At 41.9% G+C, this 19,380-nt stretch carries 14 protein-coding genes and 1 tRNA gene; 5 read left to right on the forward strand and 10 right to left on the reverse strand.

Annotated elements, in window-relative coordinates; genetic code table 11:
• Nucleotides 1-368: 368 nt before the first annotated feature.
• The 4 genes from J5A55_RS02265 to J5A55_RS02280 form a co-directional block, all read right to left on the reverse strand.
• On the reverse strand, nt 369-2,051 hold the full coding sequence (locus tag J5A55_RS02265; RefSeq protein ID WP_050755882.1) for a phosphoethanolamine transferase: 1,683 nt from the start codon (nt 2,049-2,051) through the stop codon (nt 369-371).
• Between the two features lie 673 nt (nt 2,052-2,724).
• Nucleotides 2,725-3,984, reverse strand: a complete 1,260-nt coding sequence (locus J5A55_RS02270) for a nucleotide sugar dehydrogenase (RefSeq protein WP_004382566.1) — start codon at nt 3,982-3,984, stop codon at nt 2,725-2,727.
• A gap of 105 nt (nt 3,985-4,089) precedes the next feature.
• A complete protein-coding gene (locus J5A55_RS02275; protein ID WP_004382567.1) occupies nt 4,090-4,815 on the reverse strand; it encodes a nitroreductase family protein in 726 nt (241 codons plus the stop codon).
• A gap of 179 nt (nt 4,816-4,994) precedes the next feature.
• Entirely contained in the window at nt 4,995-6,500 is a 1,506-nt protein-coding gene (locus J5A55_RS02280; protein ID WP_004382568.1) for a glutamine synthetase family protein, read from the reverse strand.
• A gap of 129 nt (nt 6,501-6,629) precedes the next feature.
• On the opposite strand from J5A55_RS02280, the gene J5A55_RS02285 reads away from it, so the two are divergent.
• The gene (locus J5A55_RS02285; protein WP_004382569.1) at nt 6,630-7,160 is read left to right on the forward strand and encodes a GNAT family N-acetyltransferase; all 531 of its coding nucleotides are present in this window, start codon (nt 6,630-6,632) and stop codon (nt 7,158-7,160) included.
• Between the two features lie 308 nt (nt 7,161-7,468).
• Here J5A55_RS02285 and J5A55_RS02290 read toward each other — a convergent pair whose 3' ends face one another.
• Nucleotides 7,469-8,143 (reverse strand): MgtC/SapB family protein, encoded by a 675-nt coding sequence (locus J5A55_RS02290; protein ID WP_004382570.1) that lies wholly within the window; start codon nt 8,141-8,143, stop codon nt 7,469-7,471.
• A gap of 307 nt (nt 8,144-8,450) precedes the next feature.
• On the opposite strand from J5A55_RS02290, the gene bamK reads away from it, so the two are divergent.
• The 4 genes from bamK to J5A55_RS02310 all read left to right on the forward strand — a co-directional run bounded on the left by bamK (nt 8,451) and on the right by J5A55_RS02310 (nt 15,874).
• Entirely contained in the window at nt 8,451-9,089 is a 639-nt protein-coding gene (gene bamK / locus J5A55_RS02295; protein WP_004382572.1) for a BamK family beta-barrel-assembly machinery protein, read from the forward strand.
• 60 nt (nt 9,090-9,149) lie between these two features.
• Nucleotides 9,150-10,541: a phosphoglucosamine mutase gene (gene glmM / locus J5A55_RS02300; protein ID WP_004382573.1), complete on the forward strand. Its 1,392-nt coding sequence runs from the start codon at nt 9,150-9,152 to the stop codon at nt 10,539-10,541.
• Nucleotides 10,542-11,236: 695 nt separating this feature from the next.
• Nucleotides 11,237-14,311, forward strand: a complete 3,075-nt coding sequence (locus J5A55_RS02305) for a SusC/RagA family TonB-linked outer membrane protein (RefSeq protein WP_004382575.1) — start codon at nt 11,237-11,239, stop codon at nt 14,309-14,311.
• Nucleotides 14,312-14,323: 12 nt separating this feature from the next.
• On the forward strand, nt 14,324-15,874 hold the full coding sequence (locus J5A55_RS02310; RefSeq protein WP_004382576.1) for a RagB/SusD family nutrient uptake outer membrane protein: 1,551 nt from the start codon (nt 14,324-14,326) through the stop codon (nt 15,872-15,874).
• A 250-nt stretch (nt 15,875-16,124) separates the two neighbouring features.
• Here J5A55_RS02310 and J5A55_RS02315 read toward each other — a convergent pair.
• The 5 genes from J5A55_RS02315 to J5A55_RS02335 all read right to left on the reverse strand — a co-directional run bounded on the left by J5A55_RS02315 (nt 16,125) and on the right by J5A55_RS02335 (nt 19,318).
• Nucleotides 16,125-16,200, reverse strand: a tRNA-His gene (locus J5A55_RS02315).
• Between the two features lie 88 nt (nt 16,201-16,288).
• A complete protein-coding gene (gene secG / locus J5A55_RS02320) occupies nt 16,289-16,672 on the reverse strand; it encodes a preprotein translocase subunit SecG (RefSeq protein ID WP_004382577.1) in 384 nt (127 codons plus the stop codon).
• Nucleotides 16,673-16,681: 9 nt separating this feature from the next.
• Complete coding sequence (locus J5A55_RS02325) at nt 16,682-17,455, reverse strand: hypothetical protein (protein ID WP_004382578.1); 774 nt, start codon at nt 17,453-17,455, stop codon at nt 16,682-16,684.
• Between the two features lie 50 nt (nt 17,456-17,505).
• The gene (gene lptE, locus J5A55_RS02330; protein ID WP_155813775.1) at nt 17,506-18,015 is read right to left on the reverse strand and encodes an LPS assembly lipoprotein LptE; all 510 of its coding nucleotides are present in this window, start codon (nt 18,013-18,015) and stop codon (nt 17,506-17,508) included.
• Between the two features lie 55 nt (nt 18,016-18,070).
• Nucleotides 18,071-19,318 (reverse strand): sigma-54 interaction domain-containing protein, encoded by a 1,248-nt coding sequence (locus tag J5A55_RS02335; protein ID WP_004382580.1) that lies wholly within the window; start codon nt 19,316-19,318, stop codon nt 18,071-18,073.
• Between the last annotated feature and the right edge of the window lie 62 nt (nt 19,319-19,380).

Consider the following 19,380-nt stretch of genomic DNA (forward strand, 5'->3'; position numbering starts at 1 on the left):
ATTTCATAATGTTTTTGTATTATAAATGGGCTTGTCGTGAGACAAGCCCTTTTAGTATTTAAGGCTTCCCTCCATAAAATAATAGCACCGAATGATTACTCATTTGGAGCTATTATCTTTTAGAGATAGTTATGTTGTCGTCCTATTCTTTTCGATCTATTAATATCTAATAAACCTCTTTCTTAAATAATTTATAAGTATTATCATACTCATTTATATGACTATATGCTTTATCATCAAGAGAGCCTGTTCATATGCAGAACGCTTCATAGTAGTTGTATGTATCGTCCATCCCATACGTTTTACAAGTGATTTCTATAATGTTATATTGTCTTTAGATATTTCTCAAGATGAAGTATCCATTATAGTTAATCTTTTGTAGGCTTATAAGAATCGTAGTCAATCGTATTTAATACAATTCTATGCCTTCTCTTGTTATACTTTGTATTAAGAAAATCTCTTTGCGGTTTATACCATGCAGTTTGCATTCCTCCAATACTAAGAATGGTATGAGCAACATCATCTGTTATAATAGGTGTGTGTTTGTTTGCCACTGCTTTATTGTAAATATCTTTATGTTTTCTCTTATAGGAGTTAGACATCCATATCATCAATGGAACTCTAATCTGATATTTTAAGTTTGGCGAAAGTGCAGCATTCCCATGTCCATTGTAGTCTCGAAGTTCAAATACTTCTTCTCCATGGTCTGAGAAATAAATGAGAATGCTGTTAGTATCCTTAAACTTGTTAATTAATGATGTAATAACGAAGTCATTGTATAATGTGGCATTGTCATATTGGGCGATTAATGTTCTTTGTCTTTCATTCCAACGATCTTTATCGTATTCTTTTGCTTGAAAATTATTCCACTTTGAGGGATAACGTTGTGTATAAGTATAATGTTGTCCCATTAGATGAATAATATATAAAGAAGGTTCCCTTGATACTTTTATGGAACGAATAAGTTCCTCATCATATAAATAACCTTTACGATTACGAGTTGTAAACATTAATTTAGATAGAATGGGATCTGATAAGAAGTTTATTCCACCAACGAAGTATTGATTATCATAACAATGAGTCGTGTATGTCCCATTTTTATATACGGCAGGAAATAATGGTGTGCTATTGAATCCTATATGTAAAGAGTCTAAGGAAAAGACGGATTCCATAGCACCATGAGTGTGATCATCTACGGAAACAGCATTATCAAAAGGAATTAAATTACCTTCAGCTTCCATTCGTTTTAGGTTTGGAGTAGTATTATATTTGTAACCAAATATTCCTGAATGATATATAGAAGCAGATTCTCCAATAAGAACTACCACGTTTGGTTTATCAGTAAAATCTTGTGAGACAGGAATTTTATCACATATGGTGTAAAGGTGTTTTATATCATTTAGTCGTTGCTTTGATACCTGATAAGAATATGCAATACGAGTGATTGATGTGTATTGTGGTATAGTAAATCCATTATGAAATTTGATATAGCTGAAAACCATGAATCCCCAAGTTATAAACCCTATAGCTGATGTGATCGCGAAGATATTGTGTGTCCATTTCTTGTTTGCTATGATGTTAGATAAGAAAAATAATATTCCATGCATTAAGAGAATACAGATAATCCCTACAGATACTATTCCGAACGTTAAGTATGTTTGAAGAAATTCTTTTGTTTCTTTTGGAGTTGTTTCTCTTAAAATATCCAGCTTATCTTGGTTGAAAGTTGTTTGGAAATTAAAAATACAGAAATAGTCTGTGAGAATAAGTAGAGTGTAACATAATACAGTAACAATCAAAAACAATCTCCCCAAGATTCTATTTTTGTTGAGACAATTAAATATTATATTTTCTAATAAGGCTATCGTACTTGACAAGCACACCATTAATAAGATGGCGAAGAGAGGATGATAAGTATAGGCGTAGGTGCAGTTTGAAATAAGATTAATTAGGAGGAGGTAGATAAAAACTCTTCCCTCAAACTGGTGGAGGAATAAAGACAATAACTTTCTTTGTTGTTTACAGGAGCATTTAGGAGTTTGTCTTGTCATAATTAATTTTTTATCAGTTTCTAAGATTATTCGTATAGGTTTATATAAAAAGAGTGGGGAACTATTGAATGTTATTCTACACGAAGTTTTGGATTGCTTTTCACCGAATAACAAACAATATCCACTGCATTAAGATATATTATACCCTTGACGTAAGGAAACAATAATCTAAGCGTGAGCGTATTGCCATTATCCTTGGTAGTTGAAACTTTCACATTTCGGACGAAGGATAATATCAAACGCTCTTTTTAAAGTGTTAGACTCGTTATAACGTACACCTGCGCACAGATATACTGAAAGTCTGTTTGCAAAGATAAGTAAATTTTATTATAAAAGACTTTATTTCTATAAAAACTTTAGGTAATTTCGTTTATATTGAAGTGATAGTATCTTTTTTTAAAAACGATAGTACTTTTTTGTGAAAATGATAGTACTTTTTTATTGAAACGATAGTACCTTTTTCTGGAAGCGATGTTTGCTTTTGATACTTTCAATACTTGGAAACGTCAGTTTTAGTTTTTGTTTGTGTTGCTGTCATATTAACATTTGTATTTAAGTCATTGATTGTTAGGATGATATTAGACTGTTGTGTGTGATAGAAGTGACAGCAAAAATGAAAAAACACCAAATGATTACTCACTTGGTGCTTGCTATTTCGGGGGAGAAAGGAGTATTAATCCCGTCTGAAGATATCTCTTGTATAGACTTTTTCTTTCACGTCATCCAAGCATTTGTCATATCGATTCGCAATGATTGCATGGCAACGTTGCTTGAAATCATTAAGATTATTGACTACCAAACTACCAAAGAAAGTGGCACCATCTTCGAGTGTTGGCTCATAGATAATGACCTGTGCTCCCTTTGCTTTAATGCGTTTCATGACTCCTTGAATTGAACTTTGGCGGAAGTTGTCACTATTCGACTTCATCGTTAGGCGGTATACTCCGATAACACATTCCTTCTCTTCATCGGGGTTATAATCGCCTCGATCATAATAATCATAGTAACCAGCCGTGTGTAATACTTGGTCAGCAATAAAGTCCTTACGTGTGCGATTGCTTTCTACGATCGCCTGGATAAGATTCTCGGGAACATCTGCGTAATTGGCTAGCAACTGCTTCGTATCCTTTGGTAAACAATAGCCGCCATATCCAAATGATGGATTGTTATAGAAGGGGCCGATGCGTGGATCGAGGCAAACTCCTTGAATAATGTTCGATGTGTCAAGTCCTTTCACTTCTGCATAAGTGTCCAACTCGTTGAAATAACTTACGCGTAATGCAAGGTAGGTATTGGCAAATAGCTTTACAGCTTCAGCCTCGGTAAGCCCCATGAAGAGGGTAGGGATATTCTCTTCGATAGCTCCTTCTTGTAATAATTGGGCAAAGAGATGAGCGGCGCGATCGAGTCGCTCGTTACCTTCTGGGCGTCCAACAATGATACGACTGGGATAAAGATTATCATACAAAGCCTTACTTTCACGCAGAAATTCTGGTGCAAAGAGAATATTCTCGCAGTTATATTTCGTTCGAATATTCTCTGTGTAGCCCACAGGAATGGTAGACTTAATCACCATGATGGCATTAGGATTTACCTTCTTCACCACTTCGATGACTTCTTCCACATGACGTGTGTCAAAGTAATTCTTGACAGGATCATAGTTTGTTGGTGTGGCGATGACTACAAAGTCGGCATCTTTATAAGCCGTCTCTGCATCCATCGTAGCTGTAAGATTCAGTTTCTTTTCAGCCAAATATTGCTCAATATAATCATCTTGAATCGGTGAACGACGATTGTTAATCAGCTCAACCTTCTCCTTTATTACGTCAACAGCCATTACTTGATGGTGCTGGCTCAGTAACGTAGCAATGCTGAGACCGACATAACCAGTCCCAGCAACAGCAATCTTTAAGTCTTTTATATCCTTATCCATGTCTATTGTTTAGATTATTTGCAAAGATACTTCTTTTCTCTGGAAAGCATAAAAGAAGATGATAAAAACTTATTCTTCCGTTATAGACATGTAGCGAATGAATCCTTAAACGTGGTGATATGTTTCTTTAAATGGACGACGATAACGGGCGCCCCATACGCCATCAGTTGCACGGATACCACAGGTAATGACCATACTAACCTCTGCGTTGTAAGGAAGATTTAATGCTTTCTTCACCAAAAGACTATCGAACCCTTCAAGAGGACAGGTGTCATAGCCAGCCTCACTCATAGCTAACATGAATGTCTGAACAGCCAAAGCACAACTCTTATGTACACTAACTCGCATATCGCCTTCACTTACTTGTCGCATCATAGGGCGGAATAATCCAACACATTGAGCCAATGTCTTACGGACAAGTCCCCACAATCCGAAGCAACGTGAGTAAAGAAAAGGTATTAATTTAGTGTAAGACATCTCCTGTTTCTTTATGCGATTCTCTTGTTTCTCGGTGGGACTATAACTCTTGATATTGTTTCTTTCAAATGCAAGTGCAGCTTGCGCATGCTGTTTATATTGATCTTGACGAGTGACAAACACAACCATCTGTTGTGCTGAACGTGCTGATAACTGATCCAAACAAGCATGGGATAACTCCTTCAAAACATTCTTATCCGTGACATGATAAGCCTCCCAAAGTTGCATGTTTACACTTGTTGGAGCTAAGGTTGCCTGCTCTATACAATTTCTTACTACTTCTTTATCAATTGGCTTATCAGCATCATAATGTCTAACAGCCCTTCTGTGATTCAAAATATCCAGTAAACTCATTATCTTTTAAATTTTGATTTGCATATAGAAAAGCAAAGTATGTGCCAATGTTAAGTATGTATTGCAATCTTATGTCTATGTGTCAAGAGAGGATAAAGGCGTTTAGAATAAAAGAGAATCCCAGGTAACTCATTTGTTATCTGGGACTCGTTCTATAGGGAAAGACCTATTTATGGATATTATCCGCAGTGGAAGTACTGACGAACAAGCTTTTCCATCAGCATTTCTTTACCTTCAATATCCTGACGCAAAGTGCGATCGTTGAAGGAACGAAGTTGTTTGATGATACCATCAATCATAGCAGGAGAGAATACATCATGCTCTTCATAAACCTTACGTTGACGCTCTAAGCAATCAGCTGACGCCGCACAACTATCAGGTAATTGCGCTAAGGTGGCATAACGCTCGGCATTCTTTGGATCGTGAATATCACCATCTGCGAAGGTTCTTTCGGCTTCTTCTTCTGCATTTTCCATCTCGAAACCATGACGACAAGCAACACAAAGACCTGCCAAAAGCTGATAGATATCAGCAGAAGCGTCTGGTGAACGCATCTCAACAGTTTGTTTACCAGAGTAATCACGCTGTGTGAGTGGCTCAATCTCATTGGCTTTATGGCACATATCCTCACCTGAAGTCCAGCCTAAAGGCACACGAACAAGTACAGAACGATTGCTCATACCCCAGCAAACATTCGTTGGGGCCTCCTGATGTGGCACGAGACGGAAGTAAGATGTTGGGTTTTTATTGCCGAAGGCTGTGATACTCTCTGCCAGATCCATCATACCAGCAATAGCCTTGCGAGCGTCCAATGACAACTTACCATTGTCTAACATCATGTTCTTTCCATCCTTCATTATGCGCATGTGGATGTGCATTCCTGAACCAGCCTTACCCACTGTTATCTTCGGAGCAAAGGTTACATCAAGTCCTTCTTCATAGCCAAGACTACGGATAATCCACTTAGCAATGAGCAACTGTTCGGCACATTCATTGGCAGGAACAGGCAAGAACTCTATTTCGTTCTGCTCATAACAGCGTCCATTCTCCACGAAGTTGCCCACTTCAGAGTGCCCGTATTTGATCTTACCACCACATTCTGCTATCAACTGCATAGCACGCATGCGGAAGTCATTACCCTTTGCAAAAGGTGAACTCTCGTGATATCCATGCTGATCATCAGCCGGGAAAACACCTTCATCATCGCGGATAACATAGTATTCCAACTCTCCCATTGCATGGAACTCCATGCCTGTAACCTTCTTAAAGGCAGCCATTGCCTTGCAAAGAGTGTGCTCGGGTGATGATGCGAGAGGGTTTCCGTCACGATCAAAGAATGAGCAGAGCATACAAAGAGTAGGTATTTCTGAGAACGGATCAATGAATGCTGTTGAGAAACGAGGCATAACATAAAGGTCACTACTAGCCGCAGCTATAAAGCTGAAAAGTGACGATCCGTCCACACGTTCACCACTGGTTAGGATTGTCTCCAAGTACTCTGGTGAGTGAAGCATAAAGTTTAAGGTCTTCAATCGACCATCACCAGCGGGATACATAAAGTTTATCATTCTGATGTTCAAGTCACTTACAACCTGCTTGATGTCATCTTTTGTAAACTCGTGTGCATTCTTTTTAAGGTGCGCCTCCAGCCTATTAGCTGAGCGCAAAGTAAGGTTATTCTCCATTGTCTATGCTTGTTAAAGTTAGTATTCGATTCTGGGAGCAAAAATACATATTAATTTTCTCATTCGCAATTATCTTTGATGTTTTCTTCATATCTTTGTATTAACGTTTTATAAAAGTGATATAATCGTATGCAGAAAATAGATTCTGAGCACTATTCTGATAGGCGAACTATTCGCAAAGCAAGTATGGATGACTTACCAATTATTATGGATTTTCTGCGGCAGGGAAGGGAGAAGATGATAGCAGCTGGTAATCTTAATCAGTGGAGAAAGGGCTATCCTGCGCAACAGACAATAGAGCAGGATATACAGAGAAACGGCTCTTTCTTGCTTTGTGAGAATGATAATCCCATTGCAACTTTTGCTTTCTTGCCGGGACCAGAGCCCACCTATTCTTATATAGAATGTGGTCATTGGTTGGATGATAGTCCGTATTATGTTATCCATCGAGTGGCTTCTATGGATGGAGTTCATGGTATTATGGCGGACATCATCGCCTATTGTTCTTCCGTAGCTCATGCTCTTCGCATAGATACTCATGCTGATAATCGCCCCATGCAAAAGGCTTTGTCTCGGTTAGGTTTTGCTTATTGTGGTGTCATTTACTTACAAAGTGGGGACAGCCGAATGGCATTCCAGAAGATTACAAGTGCTTTGTAATACTTCTCCAAGTGCTTTGTAATGGTATTACAAGCCTCTTGTACAGATTCTGGAGATGGTGGTTTCAAGTTGACAAGTTTACGAGTAAACAAGTAAACGGGTTGTTTGTTAGGTTGACAAGTTTACGAGTAAACAAGTAGACGAGTTGTTTGTTAGGTTGACAAGTTGACGAGTAGACAGGTAAATGAGTTGTTGGATAGGTTAACAAGTTAACGAGTAGATAGGTAAACGAGTTGTTTGTTCTATTGGAAATGAGGCTATTCACTCCCCTCTCCATTCGGAGAGGGGGCGGGGGTGAGGCTTCTTCTCTATTCCATACTCTCTACCGTTACATCCTTAAACTCCGCCATGAAGTTGAGTAAATGACTTTGATAGTGGTTCCTTTTAAGCTTCATTTCCATTGTTACAACGTAATAATAGCCTGATGATGTGTCCTTACGATTCATCTCATAGGAGTCTATTATCACCTCTTTCTCACGTAATTGCTGTAGGACAAGCTGAATATTTTGCTCTTTAGGAGTGCTGAATGTAACGTTAATATTGCGTGTTCCGAAGCGTTGCAGGATGAAGTAAAGAGCTTCCAAACATAAGATAACAAGTATAGTTGTTGCGATGGAGAGTACGTACATACCTGCTCCTGCCGTCATACCGATGGCAGATGTCACCCATAAACCAGCTGCTGTGGTGAGTCCACGCACCACATGTTTCTGAAAGATAATCGTTCCGGCACCAATAAAACCAATGCCTGTTACCACTTGCGAAGCGATACGACTGGGGTCGAGGGATATGTGTTCGTGTAGACTTAACGCATCATTGAAGCCGAACTGGGATAGAATCATAAACAAACCACTGCCCAACGCCACCAAGAAATGCGTTCGAAAGCCTGCTTCTTTAGCACGATATTCACGTTCAAGACCGATTGCTCCCCCCAACATAGCTGCTATAAACAGCCGTAATATGAACTCAGAAGTTGTTATATTCATGATGTGTATGCTTTATATATGTATAGGTCTTCACTGCAAATATACGAAAATAATAATGTAACATACATCTTTCTTTGCTAAAAATCACTTATAGGTAGTTCGTTGAACCCTGTTCTATGAAACAAAACTCATATAAGCCTTACTCTTAATAGAGGCTTGATAAGAGCGGATAGCCAACCTATGATAACGATGATAGCGGGCTGGCAAGGTTGATTTAATATATTTTCTAATATTGAATAAGTCCTTTCTAAAATACTTTTCTTACCTTTGCAAGGTATAATTAAACGATAGAAACGAACGAAAACGAATGAAGAAGATATCATTTCTCATAGCCATGTTGGCTGTAATACTCGCTTTTGATTCATGTAGTAAGGGTGAGACTTATGCAGACCAGCTCGATAGAGAGAAGAAAGCAATTAGTAAGTATATCATCAAGCATGGCATTAATGTCATCACAGAAGATGCGTTTGAGAAGCAGAATTTTACGACAGATACTACCAAAAACCAGTATGTCCTCTTTAAGAATACGGGCGTTTATATGCAGATAGTAGACAAGGGAACAGGTAGTCCTATTAAGCAAGGTGAGACCGCAACAGTGCTTTGTCGCTTCCGTGAAGACAATGTCCTTCGTGACACCTTACAGCTTACGAATAATATTCTCTACTATGGTCGTTGGGTCGATAAGATGTCGGTGACAAACACAAGTGGCACTTATACGGCTTCGTTCGATCCATCTTCTAGTGTGATGTATAATATTTACAAGACAGCATCAGTGCCTTCTGGTTGGCTCGTACCATTACCTTATATAAAGATAGGACGTATCACTTCTGCTACCTCAACACTGGCACATGTGAGGCTAATTGTCCCATCACAACAAGGGCAGATATCAGCGTCTCGCAATGTTTATCCATGTTTTTATGATATAACCTATCAGCGTGGTCTCTAACGGCTAACACTTTGACATATAATAGAGAACGCTCAAGCGCACTCAAAAAGATATTTAAGCATGACTCTTATTAAATCTATTTCCGGCATCCGTGGTACTATCGGAGGTCGTGCGGGGGATACTTTAAACCCGCTGGATATCGTTAAGTTCACATCAGCCTACGCTACTTTCATTGCTCGTAAGCACCCGGGAAAGAAGCTAAAGATTGTTGTTGGGCGTGATGCACGTATCTCTGGACCTATGGTTAAGAATGTTGTATGTGGCACGTTGATGGGTATTGGGGCAGATGTAATCAACATTGGGCTTGCTACAACGCCTACCACAGAGCTTGCCGTGCGTATGAGTGGTGCTGATGGTGGTATTATTATCACTGCTTCTCACAACCCTCGTCACTGGAATGCACTGAAACTTCTTAACGAGGAAGGTGAGTTCTTGACTGCTGCTGATGGTGCTGAGGTACTCGATATAGCTGCACGTGAAGACTTCGAATATGCTGATGTAGATGGAGTAGGGAGTTACACGGATGATAACTCATTTGATGAACGTCACATAGATGCGGTTATGAAGCTTGAATTGCTCGACCTTGAGGCAGTCAAGAAGCGTAAGTTCCGTGTGGTTGTAGACTCTATCAATTCTGTTGGTGGCGTCATTCTTCCTAAGTTACTAGACCGTCTTGGCGTTGAATATAAGTTCCTTAATGGTGAACCAACAGGTGACTTCGCTCATAACCCAGAGCCTATTGAGAAGAACTTGACGGGTATTATGGATGAGGTAGCCAAAGGTGGCTATGATCTTGGTATCGTTGTTGACCCTGATGTGGATCGTTTAGCATTCATCCAAGAGGATGGTAAGATGTATGGAGAGGAGTACACGCTCGTCACAGTGGCTGACTATATCCTCGACCATGTGAAGGGTAGTACCGTTAGCAACCTCTCTTCAACGCGTGCCCTACGTGATGTAACCGAGAAGCATGGCTGCAAGTATTATGCATCAGCAGTCGGTGAGGTCAACGTAACCACAAAGATGAAGGAGGTGGGAGCCGTTATCGGTGGTGAAGGTAATGGTGGCGTCATTTACCCAGAGAGCCATTATGGACGTGATGCACTCGTTGGTATAGCTTTATTCCTTAGCTCATTGGCACAAAAGGGAATGAAGGCAAGCGAGTTACGCAAGACTTTCCCAGAGTATTTCATAGCAAAGAATCGTATCGATCTCACGCCAGAGACCGATGTAGACGCAATCCTTGTTCGTGTAAAGGAGTTGTACGGACAAGAGAAAGACGTGCATGTTACGGATATTGATGGCGTGAAGCTCGACTTCCCAGACGCATGGGTTCATCTCCGCAAGTCAAACACTGAACCTATTATTCGCGTCTACAGCGAGGCTAACACGATGGAGGCTGCCGATGCATTAGGCAAGAAGCTCATGCAAGTAGTTTATGACATGCAGTAGTCTTCACCTTATATTATATAAGAGAAAGGATGCTTTAGAACTATTCTAAGGCATCCTTTTTCTTTTGTAAAGCATCTCATTCTTGCCTTTTCTCCGAATGTTATAACCCCTCTCAACCTCCCCTAAAGCCTCCCCCGACCCCTCTAAAGGAAGGGAGTGCCTAACGGGAGTTAGTGAGGAGGGCGTTCCTTTGATTGGAAGAAGGCGTTTCTTCATGGTGAAGAAAGCCTTTCCTTATAGCGAGGAGAGGCTTTCCTTATTTTCATCCGCTATACTCCTTTAATTGTAGCGAGTACCACAAGTAGGGACAGACGCCCTCGTCTGGCAACCCCTCTCAGCCTCCCCTAAGGGGAGGGGAGCCTAACTGAAGCCTGTTAGGATAGTTATTTTCAATCGAGAATGGTGTCCAAAGTAGGGACAGACGCCCTCGTCTGTCCGCTAAATAGAATATTCCTTATTAACGAATCATGGGTAAACGGGTGGACAGACGAGGGCGTCTGTCCCTACTAATTACGATTGTCTCCTATAGACGTATTGCTTATGTATATTCTTACGGACATCCTCGCTGCATAAAAAATATATGAGAAAATCTTCTAATTAGTTGCTTGGTACAGATTTATTGTCTATATTTGACGCGTGATACCAGTACATGCCTAAATCATAGAAGCTATATACTAATCTAACAATGTGATCTTATGAGAAAAACAAAGAATGACCTCAAGTCTGCAAGGAGGGGCGAGAGACTATTCATGGCGAGCCTATTTGCTACATCGTGTTGCATGCTCCCAATGGTTGGTTTAGCGTCTCCGGCGGATAATGCTGTCATGGTTGTGCAGCAGAAGAGCAATGTAATTCATGGTATGGTGACGGACAATAATGGTGAAGCCATTATAGGAGCTTACATCGTGAAGAAGGGCGAACGCAGTGGAGCTGTCACCGATGTGGATGGTAAGTTTACGATGGATGCGACGGACGGGACCGAGTTAGTTGTGAGTTATGTGGGCTTCCAGTCCAAGACCTTCGTAGTGAGAGCTGGCAAAACAGACTATTCCATCACCTTAGAAACAGACCATAAGGTGTTGGACGATGTAGTGGTTGTTGGCTATGGAACCCAAAAGAAGGTGAACTTGACGGGCTCTATTGCTACTGTATCAGCCGATAAGTTGGTGAATCGCACAGGTAGTGACGTGTCGAACATGTTGACTGGTCTCATGCCAGGTGTTACTATTATTCAGAACTCCAGTATGCCGGGTGCCGACCAAGGAATCCTCCGTGTGCGTGGATTAGGCACTATGGGCAACTCCAGTGCGATGGTAATAGTTGATGGAGTAGAGTCCAGTTTGAGTGCGGTAAACCCCAACGATATAGAGAATATATCGGTATTGAAGGATGCAGCAGCCTCTGCCATCTATGGCGTTCGAGCTGCTAATGGTGTTGTTCTCATTACAACGAAACATGGACGGAAGGGGCGTACAACCGTCACTTATGATGGCTATGTTGGTTGGCAACAAGCCACTCGTATGCCTAAATATGTTGGTTCTTATGACTATGCGAAACTGATGAATCTTGCCTACAAGAACGATGGGCAAGCTGCACCTTACAGTGAGGCAGACCTACAGAAGTTCAAAGATGGTAGCGATCCCGACCGCTATCCTAACTCTGACTGGTTGGGTGCTTTGCTAAGTGAAAAGGGCTTCTTCCATAACCATCACGTAGGAATAAAGGGTGGAGGAGAGCGTGTTGTCTACTCTTTAGCGATGAACTATTACGATAAGAACGGCTTGATTTATAACACAAACTACAAGAAGTTTAATATCTTAACCAACCTTGATGCACAAATAAATAAGCGCGTGAAGCTGTCAACGAATCTCTCGCTCTATCGTAGTAAGCAAACCACTCCTGCCGAAGGGGTGAGCAACTTGATGCATTATGCCTTTAGAGAGGCGCCTACAACAGCCATCCAATATGCGAATGGGCACTATCCTCTCTTCAAAAACGAGCATAACTCGGTTGCTTCCGCTCGAATGGGAGGAACGAGCACAGACGTTGTGACGAGTGTTCAAGGTAATCTTGGATTGACGGTGGACATCGTAGATGGATTGAAATTCCGTGGTATTGCTGCTTCTTCATTCAGCCTTTCTGACAATCCCGTGCATAGTATGTCAATGCCATTCTATGGTATCAATGCGGGTGGAGAATCGTTGGTGAAGACCACACAAAGCTATATCTCAGAGTACGATATCAAGTATTTTGAGACGAACCTACAGGCTTATCTTGATTATAACAAGACTTTCGGGAAGCACAGCATTAGTGGTTTACTGGGCTTATCTCAAATCTATCAACAAACACGTTACCTCTATGCAATGCGAAAGAACTTACCTAATTCACTCGATCAGTTGAGTGCTGGTGAAGTAAAAGGGCAGAGTACGGATGGCAATGAGGTTGAGTATGCACTGCGTTCAGCCTTTGGGCGTATTAATTATGTATATGCTGATAAGTATCTCTTTGAGGCTAATTTGCGTTATGATGGTACTTCACGCTTTCCAAAGAATAAGCGTTTCGGTGCGTTCCCTTCGTTCTCTTTAGGTTGGAGAGTGTCTGAAGAATCTTTCATGCAGTCTACTCGCTCATGGCTTAACAACCTGAAGTTGCGCCTGTCATGGGGATTGCTTGGTAATCAAGAGACCGTTAACTCTGATGGTTCCGTCAACTATTATCCTTACCAGAACACTTACAGTTACGGTTACGATTATAGTTACAACGACCAGTTACAGTCGGGTATCTCCATCTCTTCGCGTATGGCAAACCCTGATATAACATGGGAGAAAACAGCGCAATGGAACTTCGGTATTGACGCTACTCTCTTCAGTAACAAGCTGAACTTCACGTTGGATGTGTTCCGTAAGGATACTCGCGATATCCTTTTGCAGCTCCCTGTTCCTGGTATCTTGGGTGTTGATCCTCCTATGCAGAATGCTGGTAAGGTGCGTAACACAGGTTTCGAACTTCAAACGAGTTACAACAATCATGTCGGCGACTTCGTCTATTCTATAACAGGAAACTTCAGTTATGTGCATAATAAGATAGTCGACCTCAGTGGAGGTGATGTCCCCGGTCAGTCGGTAGGCGACCCTCTTTGGGCTTATTACGGCTATGTGTGTGATGGAATCTTCCGTTCTCAACAGGAGATAAATGACCATGTCAAGCAGTCAATGGGCGACCCAGTTCCAGGCGATTTGAAGTATCGTAATCTCAATAATGACGACAAGGTGGACAGTAACGACCGTAAGATTCTGGGCTCATACTTCCCTAAGATCAACTATGGAATCAATATCAACTTGCAGTATAAGGGCTTTGATTTGAGTGCAGTATTACAAGGTGCGGCCGACGTGAAAGGCTTACCAGTGCCCGAGATACGCTATGCCTTCTATAATGGCGGTAAGGTGACAAGCAAGTACTTAGATAGTTGGACGGAGGATAACCCTAATGCTTCGATGCCAAGACTGTCGATGACGGATAAGAAAAATAGGCTCATTTCGAGCTTCTGGGTACAGGATGCTTCTTACTTGAAGATGCGTAATATCCAGCTTGGATATACGCTTCCTGCAAAGCTAATGAGCAAGTATGGCGTTAGTCGCATGCGTATCTATGGTAGCATTGATAACCTCTTTACCATCTCTAGCTTCGATAGTGTTGACCCAGAACTAGTAAGTGGTAACTACTATCCATTGACTCGTAATTATACTATAGGTCTAAACATAACATTCTAAAAGATTACAATCATGAGAACAAAATATAGTATCGCTGCTTGTCTGTTTGCGCTGTCTTTCTTTACTTCTTGTAATGATAGTTTCTTGCAGCGTGACCCTAAAGACAAATATTCGGATGTCTCTTTCTGGAAGACTCCAGCAGAGGCAGAGAAGTTCGTGACGGGTATAAATCTTTATCTGGTTGCCCCCGAGAACCACACTATTATGACTGATTGTTATACAGATAACGCTGTTCCTGTACACGTGGGGGCAGAGCAAGGCTCGCTGTCTGCGGGTACGGCGGTATCGTCGAATCCACACTTCCAACAGGTTTGGGATGCCGCTTATGGAGGGATACGCCGTTGTCTGGTGTTCTATCAGCATATAGATAAGGTGCCCATGTCTGATGCTGACAAGGCAAGACTTACAGGGGAAGTGCAGTTCCTAGAAGCCTTTTTCTATTCAACATTAATGAAGTTCATGGGAGGTGTGCCTATTCTCGATCGTCCACTGGCATTGAGAGAACCAATGCCAGAGCGCGCTTCAGAGGAAGCTACCTATAATTACATTGTTAGTTTGCTTGATAAGGCAGCCCTTGCATTGCCTGACATTCGTCAGAGTAACGACCATGGAAAACCTAGTGCGGGGGCTTGCTATGCGCTCAAAGCCCGCTTGGCGCTCTATGCGCACAAGTATGACGTGGCAGAACAAGCCGCTAAGAAGGTGATGGACATGGGTAAGTATGGGCTTTATAGCGATTATGCCAACCTCTTCCAACCTGTTGCAGAAGGCTGTAACGAGATTATCTTCGACCGAGAATACCTGTCGAATCCTAAGAACTCCAGCGAAGGTAGCATGATAGGACTGTTCTTTGCACCTATTGTAATGGGTGGCTGGGAAGCCTTGTCACCAACTCAAGACCTAGTGGATGCCTACCCTTGCACTGATGGTAAGTCTATTCAAGATTCACCACTCTATGACCCTAATCATCCGTTCGAGCACAGAGATCCCCGCTTAGCAGCCTCTATCCTATGGAATGGTTCGATGATTGCAGGACATGAGTACACGACGAACAGTATTGGTGATGGTAACCACACTCGCACGGGCTATTGCATGCGCAAATATATGAATCCAGAGAACGATGGTATCAATAATTACGACTGGACAAACTTCATTTATATCCGCTATGCAGAGGTGCTACTCACTTATGCAGAGGCGCGTAACGAACAACTTGCTTCACCTGACAATCAAGTCTATGCTGCTGTGAATGCGATCCGTCAACGTCCTAGTGTGAATCTCCCAGCATTAGCTTCTGGTATGACCAAGGATGAGATGCGTGCGGCAATCAGGCTTGAGCGTCGCCTCGAGTTTGCCTTTGAAGGCATACATTTGTTCGATACACGTAGCTATAAGACGACGGAGGCTGACGTGAAGAAACCCGTTTATGGTATGCGTCCTGACGGCACGAAGTTCCTTGTAGAACAGCGTAAGTTCAATCCTAATCGCGATTATCTGTGGGCTATCCCATTGACAGAAGTCGATTTATCAAAGGGTGTTCTAAAGCAGAATCCTAACTGGGATTAAACCCTTCTGACACCTCATAGAGAAAGCCGTGCTACGAGTAATGATTCGTAACACGGCTTTCTTTCATTATTACTCTTAGTGATGTCCTAATTTGACACATACGTATCAGCGTTCTGATACCTATGTTTTAATGATCCTAATACATATATGTCAGAGTTCTAACTCGCATGTATCATGTTTTGTAAAGATAACTATAGTAAGCAAACAAAACAAAGAGCGGAAGACTTCTAAATAAGTCTTCCGCTCTTAAGGGTGGAGGGTGGGACTCGAACCCACGACATTCAGAACCACAATCTGACGCTCTAACCAACTGAACTACATCCACCGTGTTGGCTATTTCTTTTTAGCGTGTGCAAAAGTACGGCTTTTATTTGAACTAACCAAATATTCCCCGTACTTTTTTAATATTATTCCTTACTTAGCAGGAGTAGCTGGAGCCTGTGGAGCGTTGCCCTGCCCACCTTGTGCTGGGGCTGCTTGCTTCTGCTGACTTGCGCCAAAGTTAGGTAAGTTGTTAGGATTTGTTGCGTTATTGCCCGTTGCAGCTTTCTCTATAACACTCTCATCTGTGTTTGCTGTTGGAGCAACATATGCGCTTGCAATACTGATAACAACCATTGCAATTGCCAAACCCCATGTAGCTTTTTCTACGAAGTCAGTAGTCTTGCGAACTCCCATGATGGCATTAGATGAAGAGAAGTTAGACGATAGACCACCTCCCTTTGACTCCTGAATCAAGACAACTCCTATCATCAAGAGGGCAGCAATCACAATAAGGATTACGAATAACGTGTACATTTTCTTGTCTTATTTATTATTGTTATTTATTATCAATTTCTCTAAGAAACGTATTTGGTCTGCAAAGTAACGATTTTTTTTCGGATATACCAAATTTAATCGCTTAATAATTTCCAGTGCTTTGGAATATCGACCCTGTTTGATATAAATGCGAGCTAAGGTTTCGGTGAAGTAACCAGTATCCTCTGTTTCAGCTGCCTTATCGTCATCCTTATCCTCGGGTTCGTATTCTGTTTCCTCTTGTAGGGTAATTTTACCACCCTCGTTATTAATGAAATCATCAATTAGTTCTTGCCCTTTCAGCTGTGGAGTAGTATCTTGCTTCTGCTCGCTCTCGCTTTCAAGTAGGTAAGCTACGTAATCAACGGTAGCATCAGCGGGTGTCGGTTTCCTATGAGGTGTTGTTGCCTCTTCGCCATTATCTTCTGGAATTTGATCAAGGAAGGAGTCAATGAGCGAGCGAGTACGATCTTCTTCTGCTTGTTGTGTAGGTTGCTTGTCGTCTGTAATAGTTTTCTGATTAGTTTCTGCCTGCTTTTCCTGCGTTGCCAGTTGATAGTGAATACCCTCAACAAGGTTAAAGAGTATGCGGCAATCAGAGATATAGACAGCTGCCCGCCGTAATTCATCATCAAACGTAGGGTCATGCATTAAGAAGAGATTCTGCAACAGAAGGATGCGTGCTGGCTGATAGTAAGGATATAGCGCAAGTAGACTCCTAAGACTGTATAAGGTCTCCTTGTTCAGTTTCTCCGGATGTTTAATGAGGTTGGCAATATCCATTGGTTGATGTGTGATAGACGATGATTATTAGTGAATAGCGTTCTTTCGGATTACCAGTTAGCAACTGTAGCGTTGAAGATCTGGTCAGTTAAATCCTTTATCATATCCGTAACCAACTTCTCTTGTACGGAGTTTAGACTTTGCGTAGTAGAGTAACTAGACGTAGCAGTAAACTGGCGTTCGAAGTCTTCCTTATGGTTTGTATTATTCGTAAAGCGCACATTCACCGTTATCGAAAGTTCCGTCTGAGCCGAGTAACCCTCGCTAGACACACTCTTATTGCGTTGTTGGTACTGCGTTATCTCACCTTCGATCTTTAAGTCACCATTCCGCTTTACTTGTTGCAAACGTGTATGGTTAGCAAAGACGTCCTTCAGTTGATTGTTGAACATTGGTCCCATAGGTCCCCATACGTAAGCAGATCTGATAGGGAAGTCCACAATCTGAATCGTATGCACCTTATCATAATTGATACTTGCACCATTAAACTTATAGGAAACACTGCATGCTGCCAACAGAAGCACACAAGTAATTGCGAACCCCCACTTGCCTAAGCGCATTGACTTAAATCTCTTTCTATTATTCATCTTATGTTAGAATCGCTCTGTGAAGTCCTTATTCTATAGAATCCTTCTCCAATCCATACTGCTTAATACGGCGATAGAGTGTGCGGTCACTGATACCGAGCTCTTGCGCAGCCTTCTTCCTGTTCCCATGATTGCGCTCTAGTGCTTTCTCCACTAATTGCTTTCCAATATCGTTAAGATTGAGCGTCTCTGGCTCTGATATTTCCTCTGCTACCGCATCCTCTACTTGCTCTATTGGAGCACTAATCGTTTGTTTGTTAGGAGCTGATGGTAGGTTAGAGGTTGTCGTTGGTGCTGGTTGGAACCCACTCGCACCATTGAGTTGCCTACTCTCTTCTAACTGCTTTCGTACATTGTTAAGGTCACGACGCAAGTCACTCACATTACCCCTTAGCTCGTATAGAATCTTATACAATATCTCTCGTTCGCTTTCATAACTCGGCGAGCCGTTGCCGTTTGGAATAGTTGCCAACTGCGTACTATCCTGGTCGCGGGGTATGAAGTGGAGCAAGGTCTCTGCATCAATCTCCCGCTTCTCGCTCAGTACTGACATCTGTTCCGTAATGTTCTTCAACTGTCGAACATTGCCCGGCCACTTGTATTGCAGCATTATTTGGCGTGCTTCCTCAGTCAGAGTAATCTTCGGAATACGATACTTCTCCGCCATTTGCATAGCGAACAGGCGGAAGAGCAAGATAATATCTTCCCCGCGTTCTCTAAGTGGTGGCATCTGAATAGGGATCGTATTTAAGCGGTAAAACAAGTCCTCTCTGAACTTACCTTCGCTGATAGCCTTACGCATGTTGACATTCGTTGCGGCAACAATGCGCACGTCTGTCTTACGAATCTCCTGTCCGCCCACACGTATATATTCTCCCGTCTCCAGCACACGCAACAATCGTGCTTGTGTTGCGATAGGCAATTCGCCCACCTCATCGAGGAAGATCGTACCCTTATTAGCTATACCGAAATATCCCTCACTCTCACCGATAGCACCTGTAAAGGAGCCTTTCTCGTGACCAAAGAGTTCGCTATCGATAGTTCCCTCAGGGATAGAACCACAGTTAATTGCGAAGTATTTCTCCCTTCTACGTGGTGAGTTATCGTGGATTACGCGTGGGATAATCTCCTTACCGACACCACTCTCACCGATAATTAATACTGACAAATCCGTAGGCGCAACTTGAAGTGCTACGTCTAAGGCGTGATTCAGCCCATCGCTGTTACCTACGATGTTATATCTCTGCTTGGTTTGTTGTAATTCTCTTGTATTCATTCGACTGACAAAATTACCTATTTAATTTGAATAAGCTGCAATATTGGCAGACTTTAACAACT

The sequence above is a fragment of the Prevotella veroralis genome, assembly GCF_018127765.1.
In the GTDB taxonomy this organism is placed as follows: Bacteria; Bacteroidota; Bacteroidia; order Bacteroidales; family Bacteroidaceae; genus Prevotella; species Prevotella veroralis.

Coding starts and splice junctions, on each gene's coding strand:
- secG (WP_004382577.1), bottom strand. CDS start 16,672: ATGTACACGTTATTCGTAATCCTTATTGTGATTGCTGCCCTCTTGATG.
- J5A55_RS02290 (WP_004382570.1), bottom strand. CDS start 8,143: ATGAATATAACAACTTCTGAGTTCATATTACGGCTGTTTATAGCAGCT.
- J5A55_RS02265 (WP_050755882.1), bottom strand. CDS start 2,051: ATGACAAGACAAACTCCTAAATGCTCCTGTAAACAACAAAGAAAGTTA.
- bamK (WP_004382572.1), top strand. CDS start 8,451: ATGAAGAAGATATCATTTCTCATAGCCATGTTGGCTGTAATACTCGCT.
- J5A55_RS02285 (WP_004382569.1), top strand. CDS start 6,630: ATGCAGAAAATAGATTCTGAGCACTATTCTGATAGGCGAACTATTCGC.
- glmM (WP_004382573.1), top strand. CDS start 9,150: ATGACTCTTATTAAATCTATTTCCGGCATCCGTGGTACTATCGGAGGT.
- J5A55_RS02280 (WP_004382568.1), bottom strand. CDS start 6,500: ATGGAGAATAACCTTACTTTGCGCTCAGCTAATAGGCTGGAGGCGCAC.
- J5A55_RS02310 (WP_004382576.1), top strand. CDS start 14,324: ATGAGAACAAAATATAGTATCGCTGCTTGTCTGTTTGCGCTGTCTTTC.
- lptE (WP_155813775.1), bottom strand. CDS start 18,015: ATGCGCTTAGGCAAGTGGGGGTTCGCAATTACTTGTGTGCTTCTGTTG.
- J5A55_RS02270 (WP_004382566.1), bottom strand. CDS start 3,984: ATGGATAAGGATATAAAAGACTTAAAGATTGCTGTTGCTGGGACTGGT.
- J5A55_RS02335 (WP_004382580.1), bottom strand. CDS start 19,318: ATGAATACAAGAGAATTACAACAAACCAAGCAGAGATATAACATCGTA.
- J5A55_RS02325 (WP_004382578.1), bottom strand. CDS start 17,455: ATGGATATTGCCAACCTCATTAAACATCCGGAGAAACTGAACAAGGAG.
- J5A55_RS02275 (WP_004382567.1), bottom strand. CDS start 4,815: ATGAGTTTACTGGATATTTTGAATCACAGAAGGGCTGTTAGACATTAT.
- J5A55_RS02305 (WP_004382575.1), top strand. CDS start 11,237: ATGAGAAAAACAAAGAATGACCTCAAGTCTGCAAGGAGGGGCGAGAGA.